Origin of the sequence: Leptolyngbya sp. FACHB-261 (assembly GCF_014696065.1) — a bacterium.
Lineage (GTDB): Bacteria > Cyanobacteriota > Cyanobacteriia > FACHB-261 > FACHB-261 > FACHB-261.
Map to the genome: position 1 here is coordinate 168380 of NZ_JACJPL010000022.1, position 22464 is coordinate 190843.

At 52.0% G+C, this 22464-nt stretch carries 18 protein-coding genes; 6 read left to right on the forward strand and 12 right to left on the reverse strand.

Going from position 1 to position 22464, the window contains the following annotated elements; genetic code table 11:
• Positions 1-102 precede the first annotated feature (102 nt).
• Positions 103-315 (forward strand): hypothetical protein, encoded by a 213-nt coding sequence (locus tag H6F94_RS13650; RefSeq protein WP_190802784.1) that lies wholly within the window; start codon positions 103-105, stop codon positions 313-315.
• A gap of 85 nt (positions 316-400) precedes the next feature.
• Positions 401-1678: an adenosylhomocysteinase gene (gene ahcY / locus H6F94_RS13655; protein WP_190802785.1), complete on the forward strand. Its 1278-nt coding sequence runs from the start codon at positions 401-403 to the stop codon at positions 1676-1678.
• A 244-nt stretch (positions 1679-1922) separates the two neighbouring features.
• Here ahcY and H6F94_RS13660 read toward each other — a convergent pair whose 3' ends face one another.
• From H6F94_RS13660 to H6F94_RS13685, 6 genes are all read right to left on the reverse strand, one after another.
• Positions 1923-3107 carry a VWA domain-containing protein gene (locus H6F94_RS13660; protein ID WP_190802786.1) on the reverse strand — a complete coding sequence of 395 codons (1185 nt, stop codon included), beginning with the start codon at positions 3105-3107 and terminating at the stop codon, positions 1923-1925.
• Between the two features lie 6 nt (positions 3108-3113).
• Positions 3114-5432, reverse strand: coding sequence for a DUF5682 family protein (locus H6F94_RS13665; RefSeq protein ID WP_190802787.1), 2319 nt, complete (start codon positions 5430-5432; stop codon positions 3114-3116).
• Positions 5429-6514: an ATP-binding protein gene (locus tag H6F94_RS13670; protein WP_190802788.1), complete on the reverse strand. Its 1086-nt coding sequence runs from the start codon at positions 6512-6514 to the stop codon at positions 5429-5431. The genes H6F94_RS13665 and H6F94_RS13670 overlap by 4 nt, the downstream gene beginning before the upstream one ends.
• Complete coding sequence (locus tag H6F94_RS13675; RefSeq protein ID WP_190802789.1) at positions 6511-8013, reverse strand: DUF5691 domain-containing protein; 1503 nt, start codon at positions 8011-8013, stop codon at positions 6511-6513. Before H6F94_RS13675 ends, H6F94_RS13670 begins: the two co-directional genes overlap by 4 nt.
• A 13-nt stretch (positions 8014-8026) precedes the next feature.
• The gene (locus H6F94_RS13680; RefSeq protein WP_190802790.1) at positions 8027-9397 is read right to left on the reverse strand and encodes an SWIM zinc finger family protein; all 1371 of its coding nucleotides are present in this window, start codon (positions 9395-9397) and stop codon (positions 8027-8029) included.
• 227 nt (positions 9398-9624) lie between these two features.
• Positions 9625-9885 (reverse strand): hypothetical protein, encoded by a 261-nt coding sequence (locus H6F94_RS13685; RefSeq protein WP_190802791.1) that lies wholly within the window; start codon positions 9883-9885, stop codon positions 9625-9627.
• 520 nt (positions 9886-10405) lie between these two features.
• Here H6F94_RS13685 and H6F94_RS13690 point away from each other — a divergent pair.
• Together H6F94_RS13690 and H6F94_RS13695 are read left to right on the forward strand one after the other, a co-directional pair.
• A complete protein-coding gene (locus H6F94_RS13690) occupies positions 10406-10609 on the forward strand; it encodes a hypothetical protein (RefSeq protein WP_190802792.1) in 204 nt (67 codons plus the stop codon).
• 213 nt (positions 10610-10822) lie between these two features.
• Positions 10823-11617 carry a pentapeptide repeat-containing protein gene (locus H6F94_RS13695; RefSeq protein WP_190802793.1) on the forward strand — a complete coding sequence of 265 codons (795 nt, stop codon included), beginning with the start codon at positions 10823-10825 and terminating at the stop codon, positions 11615-11617.
• A gap of 27 nt (positions 11618-11644) precedes the next feature.
• Here the strand turns inward: H6F94_RS13695 and H6F94_RS13700 are convergent, their stop codons facing one another.
• Positions 11645-12016 carry a hypothetical protein gene (locus H6F94_RS13700; protein WP_190802794.1) on the reverse strand — a complete coding sequence of 124 codons (372 nt, stop codon included), beginning with the start codon at positions 12014-12016 and terminating at the stop codon, positions 11645-11647.
• 380 nt (positions 12017-12396) lie between these two features.
• On the opposite strand from H6F94_RS13700, the gene H6F94_RS13705 reads away from it, so the two are divergent.
• Positions 12397-13164, forward strand: coding sequence for an aspartate/glutamate racemase family protein (locus tag H6F94_RS13705; RefSeq protein ID WP_242041179.1), 768 nt, complete (start codon positions 12397-12399; stop codon positions 13162-13164).
• Positions 13165-13451: 287 nt separating this feature from the next.
• Here H6F94_RS13705 and H6F94_RS13710 read toward each other — a convergent pair whose 3' ends face one another.
• A complete protein-coding gene (locus H6F94_RS13710) occupies positions 13452-13868 on the reverse strand; it encodes an AbrB/MazE/SpoVT family DNA-binding domain-containing protein (protein ID WP_190802795.1) in 417 nt (138 codons plus the stop codon).
• Positions 13869-14016: 148 nt separating this feature from the next.
• On the opposite strand from H6F94_RS13710, the gene H6F94_RS13715 reads away from it, so the two are divergent.
• Positions 14017-15000, forward strand: coding sequence for an N-acetylglucosamine kinase (locus H6F94_RS13715; RefSeq protein ID WP_190802796.1), 984 nt, complete (start codon positions 14017-14019; stop codon positions 14998-15000).
• Here the strand turns inward: H6F94_RS13715 and H6F94_RS13720 are convergent.
• The 4 genes from H6F94_RS13720 to H6F94_RS13735 form a co-directional block, all read right to left on the reverse strand.
• Positions 14997-15572, reverse strand: a complete 576-nt coding sequence (locus H6F94_RS13720; RefSeq protein WP_190802797.1) for an RNA 2'-phosphotransferase — start codon at positions 15570-15572, stop codon at positions 14997-14999. The two genes, H6F94_RS13715 and H6F94_RS13720, sit on opposite strands and share 4 nt — an antisense overlap.
• A gap of 162 nt (positions 15573-15734) precedes the next feature.
• Positions 15735-17978 (reverse strand): GAF domain-containing protein, encoded by a 2244-nt coding sequence (locus H6F94_RS13725; protein WP_190802798.1) that lies wholly within the window; start codon positions 17976-17978, stop codon positions 15735-15737.
• A 4-nt stretch (positions 17979-17982) separates the two neighbouring features.
• A complete protein-coding gene (locus tag H6F94_RS13730; protein WP_190802799.1) occupies positions 17983-21309 on the reverse strand; it encodes a response regulator in 3327 nt (1108 codons plus the stop codon).
• Positions 21294-22094: an alpha/beta fold hydrolase gene (locus H6F94_RS13735; protein ID WP_190802800.1), complete on the reverse strand. Its 801-nt coding sequence runs from the start codon at positions 22092-22094 to the stop codon at positions 21294-21296. The genes H6F94_RS13730 and H6F94_RS13735 overlap by 16 nt, the downstream gene beginning before the upstream one ends.
• Positions 22095-22464: the final 370 nt, after the last annotated feature.

A 22464-nucleotide genomic window follows, 5' to 3' on the forward strand; every position in this document is an offset into this window, starting at 1 on the left:
GTCTTTCGATATGTAGTGCCCAGCACCTTGAACCGCTATTGTTTGCCTTGATAATTCGCATGGCGATCTGCCACTGCCTTAAGTTCGCTTACAGGATTTAGCATGAGCCGCAGTACCCTGCTAGTAATCTGTCTTAGTTTTGGCGGTGTGGCCCTGACTTTATTGTCCGATTCAGGTCCAAGCCCCTGTTGGGCAGCTTGTGGCGCATCGGTGACGCTGGTTAGCACAGCGGCAATTCTAGAACGCTATAAGCCTGCCCCAGTGCAAGCCTCCGTCTCTTCTGAGCCTGAGTGGGGCAGCTCCTCAGATTGGTAACCCTCTGCGCTCTCGTGTTCATCAGTTACAGTCAGTTACAGTAGGTCATTGCACCCCTTGACACGACTGTGGAGAAAGATTTTTTATGACGACCACCCCCCTCCGGCCCCGCTCCGAAGTCCGTGACCTCGGCCTGGCTGCCCAGGGTAGGCAGCGCATTGAGTGGGCTGGACGTGAGATGCCGGTGCTGCGTCAGATTCGCGAACGCTTTGCAACCGAGAAACCGCTGGCTGGAATTCGTCTAGTAGCCTGCTGCCATGTCACAACTGAAACGGCTCACCTGGCTCTGGCCCTGCAAGCCGGTGGTGCGGATGCCTTACTGATCGCCAGCAATCCGCTGTCAACCCAAGATGATGTAGCTGCCAGCCTGGTTGCTGATCACGGCATTCCTGTCTTTGCCTTGAAGGGTGAAGACAACGATACGTACCACCGTCATGTGCAGATTGCGCTGGACCATCGTCCCAACATCATTATTGATGACGGCAGTGACGTCACCGCCACCCTGGTTCAAGAGCGCTCAGACCAGCTCAGCGAAATCATTGGCACCACCGAAGAAACCACCACAGGCATCGTTCGTCTGCGGGCGATGTTTAGGGATGGAGTTCTGAGCTTCCCAGCCATCAATGTTAACGATGCTGACACCAAGCATTTTTTCGATAACCGCTACGGCACAGGTCAATCTACGCTAGATGGCATTATCCGGGCGACTAACCTTTTGTTGGCAGGCAAGACCCTGGTGATCGCAGGTTACGGCTGGTGCGGTAAGGGAGTCGCTCTGCGCGGTCGAGGCATGGGAGCCAACGTCATCGTCACCGAAATTGACCCAGTACGGGCCATCGAGGCGGTAATGGATGGTTTCCGAGTCATGCCTATGGCAGACGCCGCGGCTGAGGGGGACTTGTTCGTCACTGTAACTGGTAACAAGCATGTCATCCGGCCCGAGCACTTTGCGGCCATGAAAGACGGCGCTATTGTCTGCAACTCAGGTCACTTCGACATCGAGATTGACCTCAAGTCTCTAGGCGAACAGGCTACCGAAGTGCGCGATGTGCGTCCTTTCACTCAGGAGTATCGACTGCGTAGCGGTAAGTCTGTGGTGGTTTTGGGCGAAGGCCGTTTGGTGAACTTGGCCGCTGCTGAAGGTCACCCCTCAGCAGTGATGGATATGAGCTTCGCTAACCAGGCGCTAGCTTGCGAATATCTGGTCAAGAATAAGGGCCAACTGGCTCCTGGCCTGCACTCGATCCCAGAAGCCATTGACAAAGACATTGCCCGTCTCAAACTGGCAAGCATGGGCGTCCAAGTTGACAGCCTGACTTCAGGCCAGATCGAATACATGAATAGCTGGACCTCTGGCACCTGAGCCTGAAATCCTTCTAAGCCTCTAGCATCGCCTTTAGGCTCAAAACCTCCATCTCTTCAGATTGCTTCTACCAAATTTGGTCAGAGCTTGTTTGAGAGATGGGGGTTTTGTTCTAATACCAATTTTCTAAATGAGAGCTACCAATCGAAACCCCACTACCTGCGGCTTCTCCCCTTGCTAAGGGGAGGTTGGGAAGGATCAATGAGTAGCGATTAAACAGTGGGTTGGTATAACTCATGGTTATTTAGCGCCTAGTCACAATGTCGTGAGTTGAAGCCCATTGCGAAATGTCTTGGCGACTAATTGCTGCTGCCATCAGTTCGGGAAATAGTTCTGGCGTACAAGCGAAAGCTGGAATACCCCAGCTTGCAAATTGCGCCGCGACATTGTGGTCAAACGATGGAGCTCCATCGTCGTTGAGGGCGAGCAGGGCAACCATTTGCACCCCAGACCCTAAGAGCATAGCCACCCGTTTGAGCATCTCCTCCTGGTTGCCCCCTTCGTAGAGGTCACTGATTAACACCAAAATCGTTTCCTGAGGCTGCCGAATTAAACCCTGACAGTACCCCAGCGCCTGGTTAATGTCGGTACCGCCGCCCAATTGGGTGCCAAACAGAACCTCGACCGGGTCCTGCAATAGCTCCGTCAGGTCAACTACAGCGGTGTCAAAAACTACGAGACGGGTCTGCACGGCAGGGAGTGAAGCCAACACCGCCGCAAAAATGCTGGCGTAGACAACCGAGGTTGCCATTGAGCCGCTTTGGTCTACACAGAGCACAATGTCTCGTAGCGCCGAGCGTTTACGCCCATAGCCGATGCGAGTCTCTGGAATAATCGTGCGGTACTCGGGCTGGTAGTGCTTGAGGTTAGCTCGGATCGTGCGGTGCCAGTCAATTTCGTTGTGCCGCGGCCGACGGTTGCGGCTGGCCCGGTTGAGGCTACCCATCACTGCCTGCCGCATTGGGCTAGCAAGCTTGCGTTCTAGTTCTTCAACGACCCGGCGCACCACGAGTCGCGCCGTTTCCTTGGTCTGGTTGGGCATAATGCTACCCAGAGCGACTAGATTAGCCACTAAATGCACGTCCGGCTCCACAGCCTCTAGCATTTCCGGCTCCAAGAGCATCTGCCGCAGATTTAACCGCTCCAAGGCATCCTGCTGCATGATCCGCACCACGGAGCTGGGAAAGTAGGTACGGATATCGCCTAGCCACCGGCTGACTTTGGGCGCAGAACTGCCCAAGCTGCCCTTGCGATTGCCAGGATCCGAACCATAGAGTGCTGCCAGTGCTTGGTCCATCGCCAAATCAGTTCCCTCTAACGCAATCCCCAGCCCGTCACAGTCTTCTGCCGCACTACCCGCACTGTTGGCCCCATCCTGACCCAAAATCAGTCGCCAACGTCTTAGCCGCTCGGTCTCAAAGTTCTGCACGCTCCATTACCTCACTTGCGCTACGCCGAGCAGTTGAGCCAAGAGCGGCAAGACCGCGTTGGCTCGTTCTGGATCAAAGTCGGCAGTGGCGACAGACCGGGTGGCACGAACCGCCCCTTGGCGCACTCGTCCGCCCATCTGGCGCCGTTCCGCTGCCGAGAAGCTGCTGAAGGTGCGACGCAGCAAAGGCACAACTGCTGTGAACATGTCGTCGGGAATCGCGACAACCCAGGCATCTAGGACTTGCCAGAGCTTGTCGTCATGCAGCAATAAGAGGCCGCTGCCCTTGAGCAATCCTTCGACCCAAGCGGCGGCCTGACTCGGTTCATTGGCTGTGGATAGAGACAGGCTCATCCGCCGTGCGACCTCTTCAACAGTCCACTGACCTACATCTAGTAAGAGACGACAGCAGCGCCCTGCCAGCAAACCGTGGAGGCGCTGCTGATCTGCCAATTGGGCCAAAATCCCATGCCAGGCGGTGAGGTGCTCGCTGTTTTGCAGCAGGCTCACTACCTGGTGGACTTCATTGATATGGCTGCACATTGCGGCTGCGGCCTCGTCATTCAGTGAGGCACAGCTACCCGGCAAACCAAGACAAATACGCACGACTAAGCCATCAACGATGTGACTCAGCAAATCGGTGTCGTAAGCTCGCACACTGCCATAGCGCAGCACATTGGACAGAGGCAGTAGCGCCCCCATCAAGTGAATAATGTCACTGGCCAGCGCCGCTTCAGATTGAAATCGGGCCATCAGTTCGGTGACGGCATGGGGTAGATCGGCCAGCATCGCTTGGTCAAGCAATCGAGTCAGGCTGGGCAAGTCTGCCGTGCGTTGGGCAGCATCACAGGCAAAGGCAGTAGCAGCATCATGGATCGTGTTGCCCCAAATCCCGGCTTCAACCAAGCCCAGAGCCAATTCCGGCTGCCATTGCAAGTGCCACAGCTCATGAAAAGTGCCACTCTTGCCGCTGACCCGCTGCAGTTTTCCCCAGCTGATAGTCAGGAGATTCAATCGGTGCAAAAGATGGCTACGGGCAAGGTCATTCTCTTTGCGCAAATCTAAATCGAGCTCACGCACTTGCACTTCGGCCTTCAGGCGCAGGCGCTTTTGCTCCTTGAGCAAGTCCTGTTGCAAAGGCACCAGAGGCGTTGCTTCTGGTACTTCGCCTAGCCTTTCACCCACAATCAGTTGACTGTGGATCAGGCGCATCGGTGTCTCGTCGCCGAAGCAGAGTACTGCCTGGGTTGCCTCATTCAACTCGGTTAATCCTGGCAGGGGATGACCTCGCAGTGCCGCTAATGAGTCCGCTAGCCGCACGGCTTCAATCACGTGGGCAGAGGAGGCATCTAAATCTGCCTGCCGTAGCAGCCGAGCCACCTGGGTCAGCCAGCGGATCGTGGCTTGAGCGCTGGGAGATGGGGTTTCGTGCGGAGTTAGAGAATGCGAGGCGGTTTGCCAGAGATGGTGATACCAGCCCGGTGAGGCGACGCCTGCGCCGTAGCCGCTGCTCAAGGTAAGCCGCCCGTAGGTCCAGGGAATCCAGGTGGCTTGCACTTTGGCTTTAGCGAGGCCCTTGAGGACAGCGGCATCTGCCTTTGCTGGGGGAAAAGGCTCGCTTAGCGCAGGGGCATGCCAAGCACCGCAAACTACAGCAATGCGTTTGCCTTCTTTTTGGGCCGCGCGAATGCAGGAGCGCATGTAAGCTTCACGCTGAGCCTCCAAAGGCTCCAAGGGCTCGTCTTCTACTTCCTGCCTCAGAGCCGTCATGGCTTCGAGGATGGCAGCGAACAGATCGCTGCTGTCCTGGCGCTGCTCGACCATATGCTCCCACCAGCGTTCGCTATCGCCATAGCCCGCGGCTTTCGCTAGCCAGGCCAATGGGTCGTGGCGAAGGGAATTGAGGCGTTCAGGGGTTGGTTCTATCTGAGCTAGTTCTGAAGGTTGTGATTCTGAGGGTTCTGCCTCTAGAGACGAGTTCGCTTCCGCTAGTTCTTGCGGTTTTGGCGGAACCAACCGATGCATCTGGGGCAAATCGATGAAGCGGACTGGCAGACCTCGGCTCAAGCCAAACTGGATGGCCTGCCACTCAGGCGAGAAAACAGCGAAGGGGTAGTAAGCCGCAAGTTTTGGCTGCTCGGAGTTATAGATCAGCAGCGCCACAGGAGGCTGCATCTGAGCGTGGACCAGCAGAGGCAGCACAGACTCGGCATCGGGCGGTCCTTCGACCAAAATCACATCCGGCTGCAAGTCCTCTAGCGCCTGTCGCAAACTACGAGCTGAACCAGGACCATGATGGCGAATGCCGAAGAGATGGATGCTCATTCAGTGACTTCCCGGCAAGCTCGGTACAGAGCCTTCCAGCCATCGCGCTCCTTGACTACGGTTTCTAGATATTCCAGCCAGATCACTCGATCCTGCACAGGCTCTTTCACCACAGCGCCAATTAGGCCCGCCGCCAGATCACCGGATCGCAGGCAACCATCGCCAAAGTGCGCGGCCAGTGCCAAACCATGGCCGAGTACGGAAATGGCTTCGGCCGTGCTCAGGGTGCCACTGGGGGATTTAAGTTTGGTCTTGCCATCGTTAGTGATGCCATTGCGCAGCTCTCGGAAGATCGTGACCAAGCGACGAATTTCTTCTAGGGCAGGCGGCTCGGCAGGCAGCTCTAAGGCTCGCCCTAGACTTTCAACCCGACGCTGCACGATTTCGACTTCTTCATCAGCGCTACTGGGCACCGGCAGAATGACTGTATTGAAGCGACGTTTGAGGGCGCTGGAGAGTTCGTTGACGCCCTTATCTCGGTTGTTTGCCGTTGCGATCAGATTAAAGCCCTTGATTGCCTGCACCTCTGTATTGAGTTCGGGGATGGGCAGGGTCTTCTCCGACAGAATCGTGATTAGCGAGTCCTGCACATCAGCAGGGATGCGAGTCAGTTCCTCAACCCGAGCGATTTTGCCCGTTTCCATCGCTCGCATCAGGGGGCTAGGCACCAAGGCTTGTAGAGACGGGCCATCTGCCAGCAGGCGGGCGTAGTTCCAGCCATAACGAACCGCCTCCTCACTGGTGCCTGCGGTGCCCTGAACGATCAGAGTGGAACTGCCTGAAATGGCGGCGGCTAGGTGCTCAGACACCCAGGATTTAGCAGTACCAGGCACACCAAACAACAACAGGGCTCGGTCAGTAGCCAGGGTCGCCACGGCAATCTCGATCAGCCTTCGACTGCCAATGTACTTGGGCGAGATCTCAAAGCCGTTGTCGAGCTTGCCGCCCAACAGGTAAGTGGACACCGCCCAGGGCGAAAGCTGCCAACTAGGAGGACGTTGGCGGCTATCAGCTCGGACGAGTTCGTGTAGTTCCTCGGCAAACTGCTGTTCGGCATGTTGGCGCAGCACAGTTGCAGTCATGGCGTGATCTCCTTGATCAAGTCGTGGCGGAATTGCAGCAAAGCAAGGGCCTCATCTAGGTGGCGCTGCCACCAGGCCGGTCGCGTCTGGTCGGTTGGAGCCCAAGCAGTAGCTGCTTCCTCAAGCAAGGCTGGATCCAAACAGCGGATGATCTGAGTACGGGATTGGGCTAGCCAAGAGAACAATTCTGCATTAGTAGAGTCCGCACTGATGCGCAGGTAGATGCGGCTCAGCTCAGGGCTCCAGGCATGCTGACAGCCTTGGATGAGCAGTGCAATCGAACGCTTGTTAGGCTGCTGGCCCCCATCCCTCTGCAACAAAGGCAACAAGACTGCCTCTCGCGTTGCAGGTGGCAACACGGCCATCAGCCCCTCGACCGCAATTCCTGGTGTTCTTCCACTGAGCCACTCACGCAGCAGTGTTTCCGCCCAAACCTGATTCTGCTGCCGTTCTGCGGCTGTAACCCACCCCTCTAGCAGTGCTTGTGCCCACTCCCCTGCATTTGCTGCTTGCACTAGCTGAGCAGGCGTGGCATTTAAGTTTACTTCCAGGCGCGAAAGTACTGTAGCTGCAAGCATTTGACGCAACCACCCAGCTTTCTTTCCCAAGCTGGAATGAAGCGGTTGCGGCTCAATGCCATCGCGGATCATGGCTTTGTCGCAGGCCTCCGGCAGGCTCACCTCTAGTCTCGGCTCAGGTGTCAGTTGGAGTAGGGGAAGCACTCGTTCGGCCATCCGTTGACACAGTTGTGACTCTGGCAAGCGAGCCAGCAAATCCGTTGCGATCCGCCGTACCTGCTTTCCTCGCTCGTCCAGCACCTGTTCTAAAAACGGCTCATCCGCCAAACTCAGCCCAGCCCGCAAGGTTCCCAAAAACGCTGCTCGGTCGTCTGCAAGCTCTTGGCTCCAGGTCGTAATTAGCCGTTCACGGGCCAGCTCCGGCTCGGCCAACCGCAGTCGTTCCAGGATCAACAGTCGAGCAGCTCGGCTACCGGTTTGCCACAGGGTTTCGTCATCTCCTGCAACTGCGTAGTTCCAATCCGGGTTCTGTGCTGCCAACCAGTGGCCCCGCTTGCCCAGCACATTCGGGATCAGCTCGTGCAACTCAGGGCGGGTACGTCCCAGTTCCAGCAATTCCGGCAGATGTTGTTCGGGCACACGTTGCCCTGCAGCAGCCACTCTGGCTAACCATTCGGGAATTAGCTCTTTGTACTGCCCTTGCAACATCAAAGTCAGGTATTGCCCCGCCCGAGAACTACAGTGAGGCAACTCTTCTCGCTCACAAGGTTCTAGCAGAGCTGGTGGAGCGCTCATTGGCAATTGTCCTGCTCGCTGCCAATGAGCAACTACTGCTGCCGCGCTGAGTAGCTGCGGCGCTGATTCCTTTGCCTCTAAGTGGCTCAAAAAGTCCCCAAGCGCAGCATCAGCGCCCGCCAAGCTTAAAGATTGCCGCTCGGTACCCACTAGTGCAACGCTGATGATCTCCTGCCACAGCCCCATGCTTGTCCTCCCACTAGAACCGTATGAATCGCCCCTCGGCCCAGGCGCTTAAGGGCAGTAAAGTTTCCCCATTCCACTCACCAAAGAGACTGAGCGGCTGACCACCACTCAAGGCCAGCAATTGCCAGCCCTGCACAAAGTTAGGGGCCAGTGGCAGTAGATGGCCGGTTTCATCGCGCACTGCCCAAGTCTCGGCTTGGCGTAGGGGAATTACCTGGTTGAGCGCGAGAGGAAACTGCTCCAACCAAGGATTGCAGGCCAGAGCCTTGGCGTACTCTGCCAAGGCAACTCCAAGGTTGGAATACCCAGGCAAGTCATCCAGAGGTAGAGGCAAACCCTGACGTTGTTGAACCAGGGCACGTAGGGGATAGTTGCTGGGATAAAATGCCAGCTCTGCCTCTAAGCAAGTCCCTGGTATTAGGCTGGTATCGAGGGGTTGGTTGGCAACGGCAAAGTGTAGCGAGAGTGCTGATTGCCCGCTGTTTTGTCCCCACAACCAAGTGCGTTGAACCCGCAAACGCTCCTGGTCTTCGGTGCGCTGTCCCAAAACAGACCAGCGATCTACAAGCGATTGAGGGTTAGGGATTAGGGATTGGCTCTGGACGCCATCACTCGGTCCTTGGTCGCCATCTCCTAGCTTTTGGGTCCAACCAATGCCAGCGCGAATGTCGGCTTGCACATTGGGGGGCAGGGCTTCCAAACGCCGAAAGCCTTCAATTAGCAGATGCACACGGCCAAGCCGTTCCAACAGCCGATCCGGCCAGCCTGTACCTGAGCGAGGAATTCCTGCCATTTCCCGCAGTTGACGGGCTAGACCGGGGGCTTGGGCATCTACTAACCTAGCGGCTGGCCCATCCCAAAAGCTGTAGGGCTGGTTCTGAGCAGTAGCTAGCCCGTGCCGGATGAGATCTTGAAGCCAGCGTTCGAGATCCTGTAAGCCTGCTGTCAGCTTGGCCTGCCGTTGTGCCAGCCTTCGAGCTTGAGCCGCAGGGTCTGCAACAGCATCGGAGCGCTCCTTCTGGGCCTGTTTCTGAGCCTGCTTTTCGGCACGCTGGCTGCGACTGGCCAGCCAAGCCGTGACCCATGCGGGCGGTGAATTGAAGATGAAGGCGTTGGTCTGAGCCTCAAACAATAAAAGTAGCCCCAGGCCATGCTTGCAAGGAAACTTGCGGCTGGGACAGCTACAGCGGAAGGCTGGTTCGCTTAGCTCAATTTGGGCTTGGTAGGGATTCTTACCGCTGCCCTGGCACTCTCCCCAAATTACTTGCTCGTTCTGCCCCAGCACCTGCCACTTGCGTAGAGTTGCCAGACTCTTGCCAGCCTTAGCAGAACTGGCATCAGGAGCAAGGGCCAGAATTTGTTCGGTGGTCCAAGTTGCAGGCATACCTGTCAGGTATTTCAACCAGCAGGTTTCTGGGCACCTGCTTTTAACAAGGGTGCCCAAAAACTGGCTCCCTTTATCGCTCCCGGCAATGGGGCCGAGGACAGCTGCACTATTTCACAGTTTTCAAGTTTAGAACCCTAGAGTCCCAGCTAGGCTAGCTTTAGCTTGGCTGCTTCTAATATGACTATTGCTCATCTGTGTTTGTAGCTAAGATTTCTCAAGTTTTCCTAGCGAAGTACAAGCCAAATCCAAGTAAAGATTCCAAGCAGAGACATACCCACTACTGTCTCTCTTTGCTCATCCCAAAGTCGGCTCCAGCTACTGACAATCGCAGCCAATGCAGCCCGCCGTTCCTGCCCCAGCTCTGCCATCAATTTGGGCACCTTGGCATCTACTTCTTCCAGCGAAACTTCCCCACGCTGATAGGCAGTTTCTAGCTCATCTAGCTTTTTCCAGTACTCTTTTGTTGCTTCTAATAAGTGAGGCATAACAGTCTTTCTTTTGGGCGAACTAAGTCAATTTTTAAGTTTTGTAAACATAGTCTAGCTAAGCTAAGGTGTTGATCCCGTCTGTATATGGGTAGAATCCTGTCTACCTCTACTGGACCTTGAACCTATTGCAGCGGCTGGTCAAGCATTGTGTCGAGCTTGGGTTAGGGACATGGTCCCTCTACCGGTCCTTGGCACGTCAGCAGAAGCCTGAGACAAGGCGAAGAGGAGGTTGGAGCTTTGGAAAATTAGGTTTGGCAGGGTTTGGAAGATGGGGGATTGGACCCCGAAGCAACGCTACTACCCCAGAAGCAAGCCAAAGCAAGTGTAAACACGTAATTACGTCTTCAACATAAACAAAGCAATTTCAGTTACCTCCCGGATTCTAGATTTCTCTGTAGGGAACAGAGTTAAAGCATGGCAACTGATTGGGACAGCAAGGGTCAATCTCCCACCTGAGCTGCATCAAGGCATAGACCTTGCCCAGCTCACTCACTAGACCCTGCAACGGTGAATTGTGATGTTCAAGATCAACACGGCTGACTACGACTTTGCTAACCCCAATGCCCTCTATCTTGCGAAGCGGGAGGAGGAGAATTGGTGGATGGTGCAATATTTGGATGAAGATTCTGCGGGCCTAGGTACAGGCCGAGACTTAGCGACGGCAATGCTCGATGCTGAGTGTGATGCTTTCGTCCAATATCTAACAACAATGAGCTTCTGACCCTGGTGCATCCTCCAGTGAATCTCCAGTGAATCTGTGAGATGAGAACAAGAGACGACATCTGATAGAACGACCGATAGAACGACAGAACGAAGTTGCGGCTCCAGTATTTGGAGCCGTATTTTTTATAGATTCAAACCCGCAGGGGATGTGAATATCATTGGCAGCGACCACGATGAGCCCTGTAGAGTTTAGGCAAGTGAGGCTTCAGGAATGCTGGCTAGAGAACTGTTAGAGCGTTACAGCAGCGGGGAACGCGATTTTCGAGCCGCTAACCTGAAGGGAGCTGATTTGAGCGGCGTTAACCTCAGCGGTGCTAATCTTTGTGAGGCAAATCTCAAAGCGGCGAACCTGCACAGCGCTAATCTCAGTCACGCCGATCTGAGTTGGGCTGATTTACGCGAGGCCAATCTCACTGATACTGATTTGACCCAAACAAATCTCAGCGGTGCTAAGCTGAATCGTGCTGAATTGGCAGAGGCTCAATTGAAGAGTGCCAGTTTAGCAGGAGCGGATTTAAATTGGGCGAAACTACCCGAAGCACAACTGCAACAGGCTAGCCTGCAAGAAGCAAATTTAACTGATGCAGAGCTAGACGGAGCTAACCTCTCCCAGGCTAATTTGGACGGTGCCAACTTGCGACGAACCAGCTTGAACCATGCTGAATTGCAGCAGGTAGAGCTGAACAATGCTAATTTGCGGCGGGTCAAACTCAATCAGGCTGAATTATCACAGGCTGACTTACGGCAATCGGATTTGACTGAAGCGGATCTGATGGCAGCCAACTTGCAAGAAGCCAACCTCAGCAACAGCAATTTGCGACGAGCGGATCTGCGAGAGGCAGATCTCAAAGCAGCTAATCTCAACAGAGCTAATCTCTGGAGTGCCGATCTTAGGGAGGCCAATCTGCTAGAGGCAGACTTGAGTGAGGCTTACTTGATTGATGCCGACTTCGATGACGCTAATCTACATCGAGCCACAATGCCCGATGGCAGTGTTCACGATTGAGCTTGACAGTAGCTGTACGGGCCTACTTTAGGGAGCAGGTTCTTGTTGAGGTTGAGGGTAGCAAGCCTGAACGTAGGAGCTGAGAGCCTGATCGAAAGCCTCTCGGCTTTCAGGACAGGGATCTTCTAGAAAGCTCTCCAACCACAGACGCACTTCTTTGCGCAGGCTGGCACGGCTCTTTTGCTTCATCAGCCATTGCTCCCGAGTCCTTGCCCTAAGTTGAAGAAAGGCGACCTCCTCAACGTAGGCTTTGAGAGCACTGCTCCTAAGCGGGTCTTTGACGCGAAGTGTGCGCTCTATAAATTGAAGGAGTTGCCAAACCTCTAGCTCTGGGTTAAGAGCATAGGCTGCATCGATCAATGCTTTGACCTGAGGGTCGAGTTTAGTAGGCAGAAGCAAAGCAATTTAGGTAGTGCGGTGTGCTAATTGTGACGTTCGCAGTCAGGGTCCACTAGAGCAGATAGTACTTGATCTGGACCTTGTTGAATACGCTTTTTGGCACTGTTTGGGCCACAAATTCATTTGCCACTGCTACTTTGCAAGTAGTCTTGGCTAGCAAGGTGTCTAGAGATACAGTTTACGGCTCGGGAAACATTTTAATGAAGGACACATTGCTTAGGCAGAGCAGAACTCAGGCAGAGCAGATATGAGGGATAGACCCAGTTATGAAGCCACGTCCTTTTGAGAACTCGAGTGGAGTGCTAGAAAATATCTTCGAAGTTCTCAGAGGACAATTCTGAATTGCCGTTTACTAAAGCAAAAAAACGAGGAACAAGGCTATGCTGCCTGAGCGCCCAATGCGGATTAAAGTCATTAATGGCAATACGTTTGAGCCAATGACGCGCGGCATTGATCAAGCAGCTCAGGCGGCAAAGCTGCCTGGAACTGAAGTGATCACAGTTCAACCCCAAGCCGGCCCTGAATCTATTGAAGGTTTTTACGATGAATATTTAGCCATTCCCGGCATTCTTGAGCAGATTATTCTAGACAATGGCAAGTCTGATGCCTTTGTGATTGCTTGTTGGGGTGATCCGGGTTTAGAAGGGGCCCGAGAGCTCACTACTCGGCCTGTCGTTGGCATTGCCGAAGCCAGTATGTATGTGGCTAATATGCTAGCTGCCCGTTGGGGCGTAGTGACAACCCTACATCGGGTTCGGGACATGGTTGAGAAAACCATTCACAAAACAGGCTTTGGTCACCGCTGTGTTGCAGTGCGCACCACCGAACTCTCAGTTCTCGAAACCGAGCAGGCACGGCAAGCTACGCTCAAGGCGTTGGAAGTTGCTGGACGAGAGGCTATTCAGGATGGTGCTGAGGCTCTTTGTCTAGGGTGTGCTGGCATGAGTGGGCTAGACACCGAACTAGAGCAACGCTTAGGCGTTCCAGTGATCGATTCAGTTGCTGCAGCGATCAAAATGGCTGAATCTCTGGTCGCCCTTCGTAAACAAACGAGCAAGGCGTTAACGTATAAATCACCGGAGACTAAGTTAATCAAGGGCTTCCCCGAACACATGCAAACACGTCGATCTACAGTCGGACTTCACTGAGAGCAAAACCTACTTTCGATGAACATGCTAGTGGAGCAATACCCAGCCAGTTTTGAAACCACGATCATCGGGTGCTGGTAGCGTTCCGTTTCTGTAACCTCAAATACCACAATCAGACCCAACCATTTCTGGCCTGCTTTTAGCTTTGCCAAGCAAGCCTGGATCGGTAATAGTCTCCAAACTTTAGACATGCTGGAGCCGGAGCTCCGTATTGCTAACACAACCACTCTAGCTCCGGCTCAGAAGAAGCAATCAGTTTGTGCCGATATCCCAAGCGACAATCAACGTCAATCTTCTTCCTGGTTATCGATCAGCAGTTGAATGTACTTGCGCCCAACCTTGAGTGTTACCTGATCACCTGGCTCAAGTCCCATCTGACGAGTATGAGCCGCACCAATCATTACCTGTCCATTTTTCTGCACTTTCAGATTGTAGCTAGCGCTGCGTCCTCCGCGACTCTGCCCAGCCACTTTGTCTCTGTCATCAAGGACAATTCCTTCTGCTTCAATCAGTGCCTTGTAGAACTCAATGAGGTTAACCTGTTCGCCTCGGCTGGGAGTCGTTGAAACATAACCACAAGCACGAGCTTTTTCCTTTTTCGATAAGCCTGTGAGGGATTTGACTTTGTCTAACAACTCACGTCCGGTCAACGGTTGAGCGGTTTCAGGCTTGGAGGTTTCTGGTTCTGCTTTCTTTCTAGGCATGTTTCACGTTGTAATAGGTTTGGTGAAATTATTGGAAGTATTGATGACATCATCTCAGAAGAGTTTGCGGCTACCCCAAGAGATGAGCAGGATTGTTGCCAAAGGCCATTCCACAGATTTACTGCTATTAGCTTAATCCAAATTGCCCATGAGCTATGTCTTGGGAATTGATGGAGGAGGCACCAAAACCACTTGCTTCCTGCTAAATGATACAGGTCAATTGTTGGGTCAAGGCATGGCAGGCCCTTCAAATTATCAGACCGTTGGTGCTGAGATAGCTTGCAATTCGATTATTTCGGCAATGCAACAAGCTACACAGCCAATTGTTACACAGTCAATCAGTACTATAGAAATTAAGGCTCTTTGCCTGGGCCTAGCAGGGGTTGGGCGATGGCAAGATGTCCAACTAGCTCATTGTTGGATACAACAATTAGTGATCAATAGTGCGTTGCCACTGCTCTGGTCGCTCCAACCGTCTACAACGGTCATTTGCAATGATTTTGAGATTGCATTGATGGGAGGGCTTGGCCATTCTGTAGGAGTCGTGGTCATCGCCGGTACCGGCTCTGCGATATTTGGGCGCAATCAGCAAGGAATGACGCGGCGAGTTGGAGGTTGGGGTTATCTGTTGGGAGATGAAGGTAGCGCCTATGATATTGCCATTGCTAGTCTGAGGGCGGTCCTTAAATCTGAGGATGGCCGCTTAGGCCCAACCAGCCTTAAAAATCGTCTACTGCAGCACCTAGGCTTAAGCAATTTGGCAGACTTGGTAGAAGTTGTCTATCGCCGAGGCTGGGGAGCCAAGGAGATTGCAGCCCTAGCACCGCTTGTTGATGAGGCAGCAGCTGAAGGGGACAAAATTGCGACAGATATCATCCAAGCAGCGATCAGAGAACTAGCTCTGGCCACTCAGGTTGTTGTCAAAGATCTATTTAGTGAAGCTGCCCGTTGTGAGGTTGTCCTGACTGGCAAGGTTTGGCAAGGACGGGCCAAAATGCAGCAGCAATTTGAAGCTGCGCTGGTTGGATTCACACCCACAATTCAGATCGTGCAGCCACGGCATGCTCCTGCTTATGGAGCAGGATTACTTGCCTTGCAAGCTCTGCACCGTGGAGTACAACCTTCAGGCTAATGCGAAGGATTTAAATTAGTTGCAGATATTAGTTGCAGATACTCAGGTGGCACCTGATCAACCAGCCAAACCCCATTGGCAGAGCAGTAAAACTGAAAGCCGTTTTGGTACATCGCAGCCGCATCGACAGCAAATACTACCGGTTGACCATGCCGCGCGCCTACGGCTTGGGCTGTTACCTTATCCAAGGATAAATGGACGTGATGCCGCGACATTTTATACAGACCCGAACGTAGGATGGGCTTTACTGAACTTGCCCCTGTACCGTGGTAAAGCAGCGCAGGAGGAACTACAGGCTCTAACTGAAAATCTACTGGAATACTATGACCCTGATTGGCTCGGATGAGTGACCTAGTTGCATCAAATGAGAAGCGTTGTTTATCGTCCGTCGCGACTACGTTCTCTAACTCGGAGTACGTAATTGGAAAATGATGCTGTGCACAAGCAGCTAGAAGCTGTTCTACGCTGGCCCAACCCCCCGGGGCTAGGGTAAGGCCGAGGGCCTCAGGCTGATGCCGTAGGTGCTTACTCAGATACCTACTAATTTTGATCAGTCGAGGGTTAGCTGACACTGGACTTGTGATTAATGCATGGACTGGCCATTAGAAAGAGAAACTGCGCTGCAAAGGTTTAGTTCATGCTGGTTCACAAAAGAAGCTGTCTACTACAGGCATGCTACAAAACTGCTACGGACTCGTCAAGGGCTCAATAGGAGTTATGCTCATCCTGTAAGCTCACAGTGCTGCCGTACCATTACTTCTGGTAGTCAAGGCAATCAGGGGTAGTTCGATCCGAAAGCAGGTGCACTCAGTTGTGCTTTCAGCGTCAATCGAGCCCCCTAGAGAGGCCACCAATTTTTGAACTAGAGCGAGACCTAAACCAGTTCCACCATGCTTCCCTGGCTCCTCACAAGGGATACGGTAAAACTGGTCAAAGATACAGCTCAATTCCTGTTGAGAAAGTTGCACACCAGAATTGCTCACACTAAGTTTCGTAACCCCCCCTTCGGTGCAAGCAGCAACAATAATCGTTTCCTCGGGTGGCGTGTACTTGCAAGCATTGTTCAGTAGCTCGGTCAGAATGCGTTCCAAGCCAAAGGAATCCGAGAGTAAAGGAGACAGATTCGGAGACAGATTGAGTTGCAATCTTTGATTTTGGCTTTGTGCCCGTCTGAAAAAAGGTTCCACAACCCGAGGCAACCAATCTTGCAAGTCAATAACGGCATGCTCTAAAGACCGAGTGCCTGCGTTCAGTTCCTGCAAACGCAGCAGATCATTGATTAATTTGATCTCCCGCTCACACTCATTGCTCAAAATCTCAAAATAACGAGCTGCTGGGCCACATTCCACCGTAGGCTTTGCCATCCCTGAGAAAGATTTATATTCTCGATCAATGGTGATTTCCAGCATCTGAAGTGCTGTTTTAATGATGGTAACAGGTGTGCGTAATTCGTGAGAAACTGTGCTCAAAAAATCATTTTTAAGTTGATTAAGTTTTTTTAGTTCTCTAACCTGAATTTGTGCCGTTTCATAAAGTCGAGCTTGGCGAATCGCAATTGCACATTGATTTGCAACCTGTTGAATCAAGCGGGTTTCTTGTTCATCGAAGGTGCAATCTTTTGGCTTAAACAACCACAAATCACCTAGGGTTCCTTGATTATCAAAAATAGGACAAGCCAGTGCAGTCACTTGCTTGTGAGTAGGACTGTAAAAAGTTTTGCAAAATTGCACAAATTGCCCTTGCAATAACTGAGAATAAATCTCAGGGTAATCTGCCATTCTGGTTACCAGCCCCTGAGAGGAGGAAAGTGAGTTTGTATACTGACAGCTAATAGTAGAAGTTGCTTCTATCAGGTTATACAGCCCAGTGTCACAACAATCGACATTAAGCGCCAGCGCTAACTCTCGTACGGCAGTTTGTAGGATCTGGTTCTCATCAAGGCTGTCCCGCACCTTGTCAGTAACCCGTTTTAGGGTTGCTTCAAACTCCAAAGCCTTTTGCAATTGGAGAGTGCGATGCTGTACTTGCTGCTCAAGGCCAGTATTGAGCTGCTGTACCTTTTGATAAAGCTGAGATTGTCGAATTGCGATCGCGACTTGGGTTGCTAACTGTTGAAGCAGATTAACTTCCAGTGGTTGCCACTGACGATTTGTAGCACAATGATGAACAATCAGAAGACCCCAGGGTTCTTCCTCTTGTAAGATGGGCACCACCAAATTGGCTTTAACCTGGAATTTAGCCAGAAAGTCAGGGTAACCAGAATCGAACCTCTCAGCACAAATATTTTTTGTGGCTTGAACCTGATTTTGTCTATGAAGCTGAATACAATTTTGAGGAAAACAAAGACCAGCCACAGTTTGACCGAGTGTGGATGGCCAGGGTTTCTCAACTGACTCCACAACAACTACACCACTTTGCTCTGGCACAAATTGGTAAATAAGCACTCGGTCAACTTGAAGAAATTGACGAACTTCTGCCACAGTTGTATTTAAAACTTCTTCCAGGTTTAAAGAAGAACGAATGCGTTGGGCTACAGTGCCCATAAGTTGTTCTCGCTCAGCTTGCTGGCGTAAATCCTTTGTAGCCCGTCTGGCCTGAGTTAAGCGGCGTACACGTTGGCGAAGAACTGCCCAATGAATGGGTTTGGTAATGTAGTCAGTTGCACCCACCTCGAAGGCTTGGTCCACTGACTCCTGCTCTTCAAGGCTAGTGATCATCAGGACAGGTGTGCCATCGTCATCCGTCAGATTGCGCAGCTTTGAACAGCAGGTGAAGCCGTCCATCACTGGCATCACTGCATCCAACAGCACAATATCTGGCTTGAGACGAGTGAAAGCATCTAAGGCCTGTTCTCCATTGCTAGCCTCAACAACCTGGTATCCTTCCTGTTTAAGTACTTGAACCAAAAGCAGCCGCATAGCGCTGTCGTCGTCTACTACCAGGATCAAGGGCAAATCAGTTTTAGAAATCGTGTTCATCTTCTTAGGGACTTTGATATTCCTTCTGTAAAACTTCTTTGACTTTTTCGTACTCAGCCTCAAGCTGAAATATTTTCTCTAAAGTAGTCTCTAAATTTATGAAAACCGTCTCAGAGCGGCTCATCCGTTCTAGCTCTTTGCAGTATTCTGCTAGCAACGCCGCACCTAGAGTCGCGCTGCTAGCCTTAAGGGTATGGGCAGCCTGCTTGAGCCCTGCTGAATCGCGTTGAGTGATGGCAGTATGCATCCCTTTAATCAGCTCTGGCGCATCCTTGAGATACAGCTTAATCACCCTTGCTAGAACTTCTGAGGCGCCCTGACCCAAAGCCTTCCTTAGCGATTGAATCACCTTAAAGTCAATGCTGACTGGGACCAAAGCCGGTTGCTTTGAGCCTCCAGGTTGAAGCTCAGATTGAGACTCAGGTTTGCCGTGGCTGAGCGATCGAATTAGAGTCTCTACATGAATGGGCTTAGTAATATAATCATCCATGCCTGCTTCCAGACACATTTCACGGTCGCCATACATGGCATTCGCTGTCATCGCAATGATTCGAGGCTGTTCAGCCTCCGGCCATTGAGCCCGAATACAACGTGTTGCGGTTAGACCGTCCATCTCTGGCATCTGCATATCCATCAGCACAACATCGTATTGCTGCTGTTTGAGCAAAGCTAGAGCTTCTAAGCCATTGCCTGCCACATTAGGCTGGTAGCCTAGGCTGTTCAATAGCAGCAAAGCGACTTTTTGATTCACTGCATTGTCTTCAACTAGCAAAATCCGTAAAGGATGATGTCGAGAAAGTTCTGAATTGGGTTGAAGTAGGTCAGCTTGAACCGGCAGGGTAGAAGAAGCTGCTTTGCTTGAAATTTGCCGAAGAACTTTGTAGAGCTGGGAATGTTTGACTGGCTTGGTCAAGAAGGCCGAGAAATTCACCGTCGAATTGGACCCTTCAAACCCCGCTCTGCTGAGAGAGGTCAGCATCACCAAGGGCAGCGTCTGGTAGTCTGGTTGCTGGCGGATTTCTACAGCTAGAGTTAGACCATCCATTTCAGGCATTTGCAGGTCCAAAATAGCAATATCGAACTTATCTTGACGCAAATAGTCAAGGGCTTCTCTACCTGACGCAGCAGCTTGCGCAATCATCCCCCAAGCCTGAGTTTGCAAGGTCAAAATCTGACGACTGGTTCTATTATCGTCCACAATCAACAACCGTTTCTCAGACAACTGCGAGGAGGATTGGGCTGCGTCACTAGGTAATAGCTCCGGCTGAGCCTCAGTGACGATAGTGAAATAAAAGGTGGATCCCACACTATCAGAATCGCTAGAGGGTTGCCAGTCAGGAGGAGGATTGCCTGCGATCTCAGCCCGGCTTTCGGCCCACATTTGCCCACCCATCATGTCACTTAGCTGTTTGCCAATCGCTAATCCCAAACCAGTTCCACCATACTGCCGGGTGGTCGAGGCATCGGCTTGGCTGAAGGATTTGAATAGGCGCCCCATGCGATCTACAGCGATGCCAATACCAGTATCTTTAACCGCAAATTGAAACTTGTATTTTACTGCCGAAAGCGTGCAGTCAGCTTCAGAACTCGGACCCGGCATCAGTTCTGCAGACACGGAGAGAATTACTTCCCCCACCTCTGTAAACTTAATGGCATTGCTAAGCAGGTTTACAAGAATTTGGCGTAGCCGTGTTTCATCCCCGGTGAGTAGGTTAGGAACTTCTAGAGGCACTAAGTAGGCAACCTCGATGCCTTTCTCAGCAGCTTTGAGGGCGATTAGATCTAGTGAATGTTCGATACAGTTTCTGAGGTCGAAAGAACGTCGTTCTAGTTCTAGCCTTCCTGATTCGATTTTTGAGAGATCAAGAATATCATTGATCAAAGCCAACAAAGTGTTGCCACAGTTCTGAACTGTTCCGACAAAATCGCGCTGCCGGGGAGTTAATTCTGTGTCTAAAAGTAAATCCGTCATACCGATAATGCCGTTGATCGGGGTACGGATTTCATGGCTCATGTTCGCCAGAAATTGACTTTTGACTAAGGTTGCAGCTTCCGCAACGGCTTTTGCCCGCTCTAGTTCTTGATTTGCTTGAAACAGTTCTTGAGTTCGTTCAACCAGAGCTAACTGCCCGAAATATTGTTCGGTTACATCGTCCAAGAGCCAAAGGCGACCAGGGACATCGCGAACGCGAGTGGGCGTGCTGGCAATACTCAGCACCTTGGGTTGAGGTTGGCTAAAAATCCAATTCCAGTTGCGAATCTCTGCCTGAGGTTGTGAAAACAATTCAGCTCCTTGCGCTGCAATCGCTTCACGATTATCTGCATTAGTTCGTAGCTGAGCCATCGCTTGAGCCAGCCACAAAGGTTCTACCGCGCCTGGAGGTAGACCTAGTTGTTCTGCAGCTGCTTGATTGAGCCAACCTTGCTCACCACTTTCATCCACAAACACCACGCCTTGATGAATCGTTTCGAGCATGGCTTCGAAGCGAACTTGTAGCTTATCTAGGTTTAAAGTTGTGTGATGGAACTGTAACAGCGCGCGTAACTCGCCCAGCAGTGATTCGATAAACTGCCGTAGGTGTAACGGAATCATCACTTGATGATTCCAGATCAATAAAATCGCACCGGAGGTTGAGCTGCTCAGTTCTGCACCCGCTAGATGCTGGAGTGGCAAGACAGCAAGAGAGCGAACACCTCTCGCCAATAAAGTACGAGCTGCCGTTGGAGCAGTCTTGTAGTTTTCGTAGTAAAGGCAGCGATTCTGCGTCAGAGCTTCTGTAAACAGAGCAGGGGTTGTTAGCTGATCAGGAAACGCAGCTGATGGCAGAGAAACCAGAGCTTCAGCCGTTACCTCATCCAATTGACGTAAAGCGACTGCTACATCGGCACAGGTGAACTTACGCAGTGAGTTCAGCGCATAAGTGATCAGCGTGTCAGGCGTAGTTCCTAAGCTGGTGTTGGTCATCCTGGCTAGGACTGACTGGGAGGCCAAACGCCATTCAATATTCAGCAGTGCTTGGCGAGTGTATGGACTAAAGGCCAATATGCCAGTCAGTTCAACCCACTGCCGTACTGAGCCACCATTTATCCTGTGGAGTTCAATTCCTAAACTGCCAATGCCAAACAGTAGCAACAGGCCTGAAACTGGTGCTGGTAGGAGGACACACAACAACGAAAGTATCAGGGCTAGCAACTCTGCGTTCCAGCCTTCCAGCCAACCTAAGCCAACCAGCAAGAGCACCAGCCCCAGCAAGGCGGGTCTGAACGTTGGCAGGCGATCAGGCCGAGTAGAAAGCAACCATAGGCGGCAGCGAGCTAAACAGCGAGACATGTAGCAACTGCTTGAGTCACAACGTCAGGCGCACTCAGATGAGGTAGGTGACCCTTCGCGTCGATCGGAACGAGTTGACTCTGAGGAATATGGGCGGCGAGGTATTTTCCCACCTCATTGGGCACAGCAATGTCATTGCTGGCTTGCAAGATCACTGTTGGAATCTTCAGCCGTGGCAACTCAGCTCGGTGATCCGACTGAAAGATGACTCGAGCAACGGCTTGGGCAATATCGGGCCGAATCGCAGCAAGCGTATTGGCAAATTCAGTTGCCAATTCTGGTCGCTCGGGGTTTCCCATTGCAATAGGAGCAAAGCCACTAGCCCAAGCATGATAGTTCGCAGACATTGCCGCATAGAGGCTATCTAGATCTGCTTGTTCAAAGCCACCGATGTAGCCAACATCGTTGAGATAGCGAGGAGATGCACTGATGAAAATCAGCAGCTTGAAGTACTGCGGCTCAATCAATGCAGCTAGCAAGCTGACCATGCCACTCACGGAATGCCCAACCAGTGTGCACTGCCTCAGTTTCAACTCAGCACAGAGGTCTAATAGGTCCTCAGCATAGCTGTACAGACTGCTGTAGCGGCGCGGACTATAGGCCGCAAAATCGGACTTGCCAGCACCTACATGATCAAACAAAACAATCCGATATCTGTCTTTGAAGGCTGCAACTTGATGTCGCCAAGCCGTTTGATCTGAGCCAAAGCCGTGAGCAAAGACAATGGTTTGCTCGCCCTGACCTAGAAGCTGTACATTGTTACGTCGCAGGACGGAAGTTGCCATAGTCTAGTCCTTTAGGATAGCAACACACAAAAGAAAGGCCGATATCTTAAGTTTTTTTGAAGTATCCATTACTGCCTTCCTGTTATGAAGCTTTATGACATCGTGAGTGTTCTTTTCAGAAATGCATCAAGGAAAACGGAAGAAAATGGCTCACTCACTTTTCTCAAAAGTGCTGAGACAAAGTAGCTTGGACCGCGAGGAGAAGACCTGAGCGTTGCGACAACTCATGTAACCGGAGCGACTCCACAAGTTCTAGAACAGCGAAACTCCTTTATTCTGCCTTGCCATACCCAAGGAGGCTCACGGTCTTTCAGCTACGGCTGTTGCCTGCCCTCAGCCCTAAGGAATATGGCTAATCAACAGAGTTCCT

What these genes read in the sequence shown, in the direction of transcription:
- H6F94_RS13670 (WP_190802788.1), bottom strand. Translation starts at nt 6,514, where the DNA reads ATGACTGCAACTGTGCTGCGCCAACATGCCGAACAGCAGTTTGCCGAG.
- H6F94_RS13650 (WP_190802784.1), top strand. Translation starts at nt 103, where the DNA reads ATGAGCCGCAGTACCCTGCTAGTAATCTGTCTTAGTTTTGGCGGTGTG.
- H6F94_RS13695 (WP_190802793.1), top strand. Translation starts at nt 10,823, where the DNA reads ATGCTGGCTAGAGAACTGTTAGAGCGTTACAGCAGCGGGGAACGCGAT.
- H6F94_RS13725 (WP_190802798.1), bottom strand. Translation starts at nt 17,978, where the DNA reads ATGAACACGATTTCTAAAACTGATTTGCCCTTGATCCTGGTAGTAGAC.
- H6F94_RS13675 (WP_190802789.1), bottom strand. Translation starts at nt 8,013, where the DNA reads ATGGGGCTGTGGCAGGAGATCATCAGCGTTGCACTAGTGGGTACCGAG.
- H6F94_RS13665 (WP_190802787.1), bottom strand. Translation starts at nt 5,432, where the DNA reads ATGAGCATCCATCTCTTCGGCATTCGCCATCATGGTCCTGGTTCAGCT.
- H6F94_RS13680 (WP_190802790.1), bottom strand. Translation starts at nt 9,397, where the DNA reads ATGCCTGCAACTTGGACCACCGAACAAATTCTGGCCCTTGCTCCTGAT.
- H6F94_RS13690 (WP_190802792.1), top strand. Translation starts at nt 10,406, where the DNA reads ATGTTCAAGATCAACACGGCTGACTACGACTTTGCTAACCCCAATGCC.
- H6F94_RS13710 (WP_190802795.1), bottom strand. Translation starts at nt 13,868, where the DNA reads ATGCCTAGAAAGAAAGCAGAACCAGAAACCTCCAAGCCTGAAACCGCT.
- H6F94_RS13715 (WP_190802796.1), top strand. Translation starts at nt 14,017, where the DNA reads ATGAGCTATGTCTTGGGAATTGATGGAGGAGGCACCAAAACCACTTGC.
- H6F94_RS13685 (WP_190802791.1), bottom strand. Translation starts at nt 9,885, where the DNA reads ATGCCTCACTTATTAGAAGCAACAAAAGAGTACTGGAAAAAGCTAGAT.
- H6F94_RS13730 (WP_190802799.1), bottom strand. Translation starts at nt 21,309, where the DNA reads ATGTCTCGCTGTTTAGCTCGCTGCCGCCTATGGTTGCTTTCTACTCGG.
- ahcY (WP_190802785.1), top strand. Translation starts at nt 401, where the DNA reads ATGACGACCACCCCCCTCCGGCCCCGCTCCGAAGTCCGTGACCTCGGC.
- H6F94_RS13735 (WP_190802800.1), bottom strand. Translation starts at nt 22,094, where the DNA reads ATGGCAACTTCCGTCCTGCGACGTAACAATGTACAGCTTCTAGGTCAG.
- H6F94_RS13705 (WP_242041179.1), top strand. Translation starts at nt 12,397, where the DNA reads ATGCTGCCTGAGCGCCCAATGCGGATTAAAGTCATTAATGGCAATACG.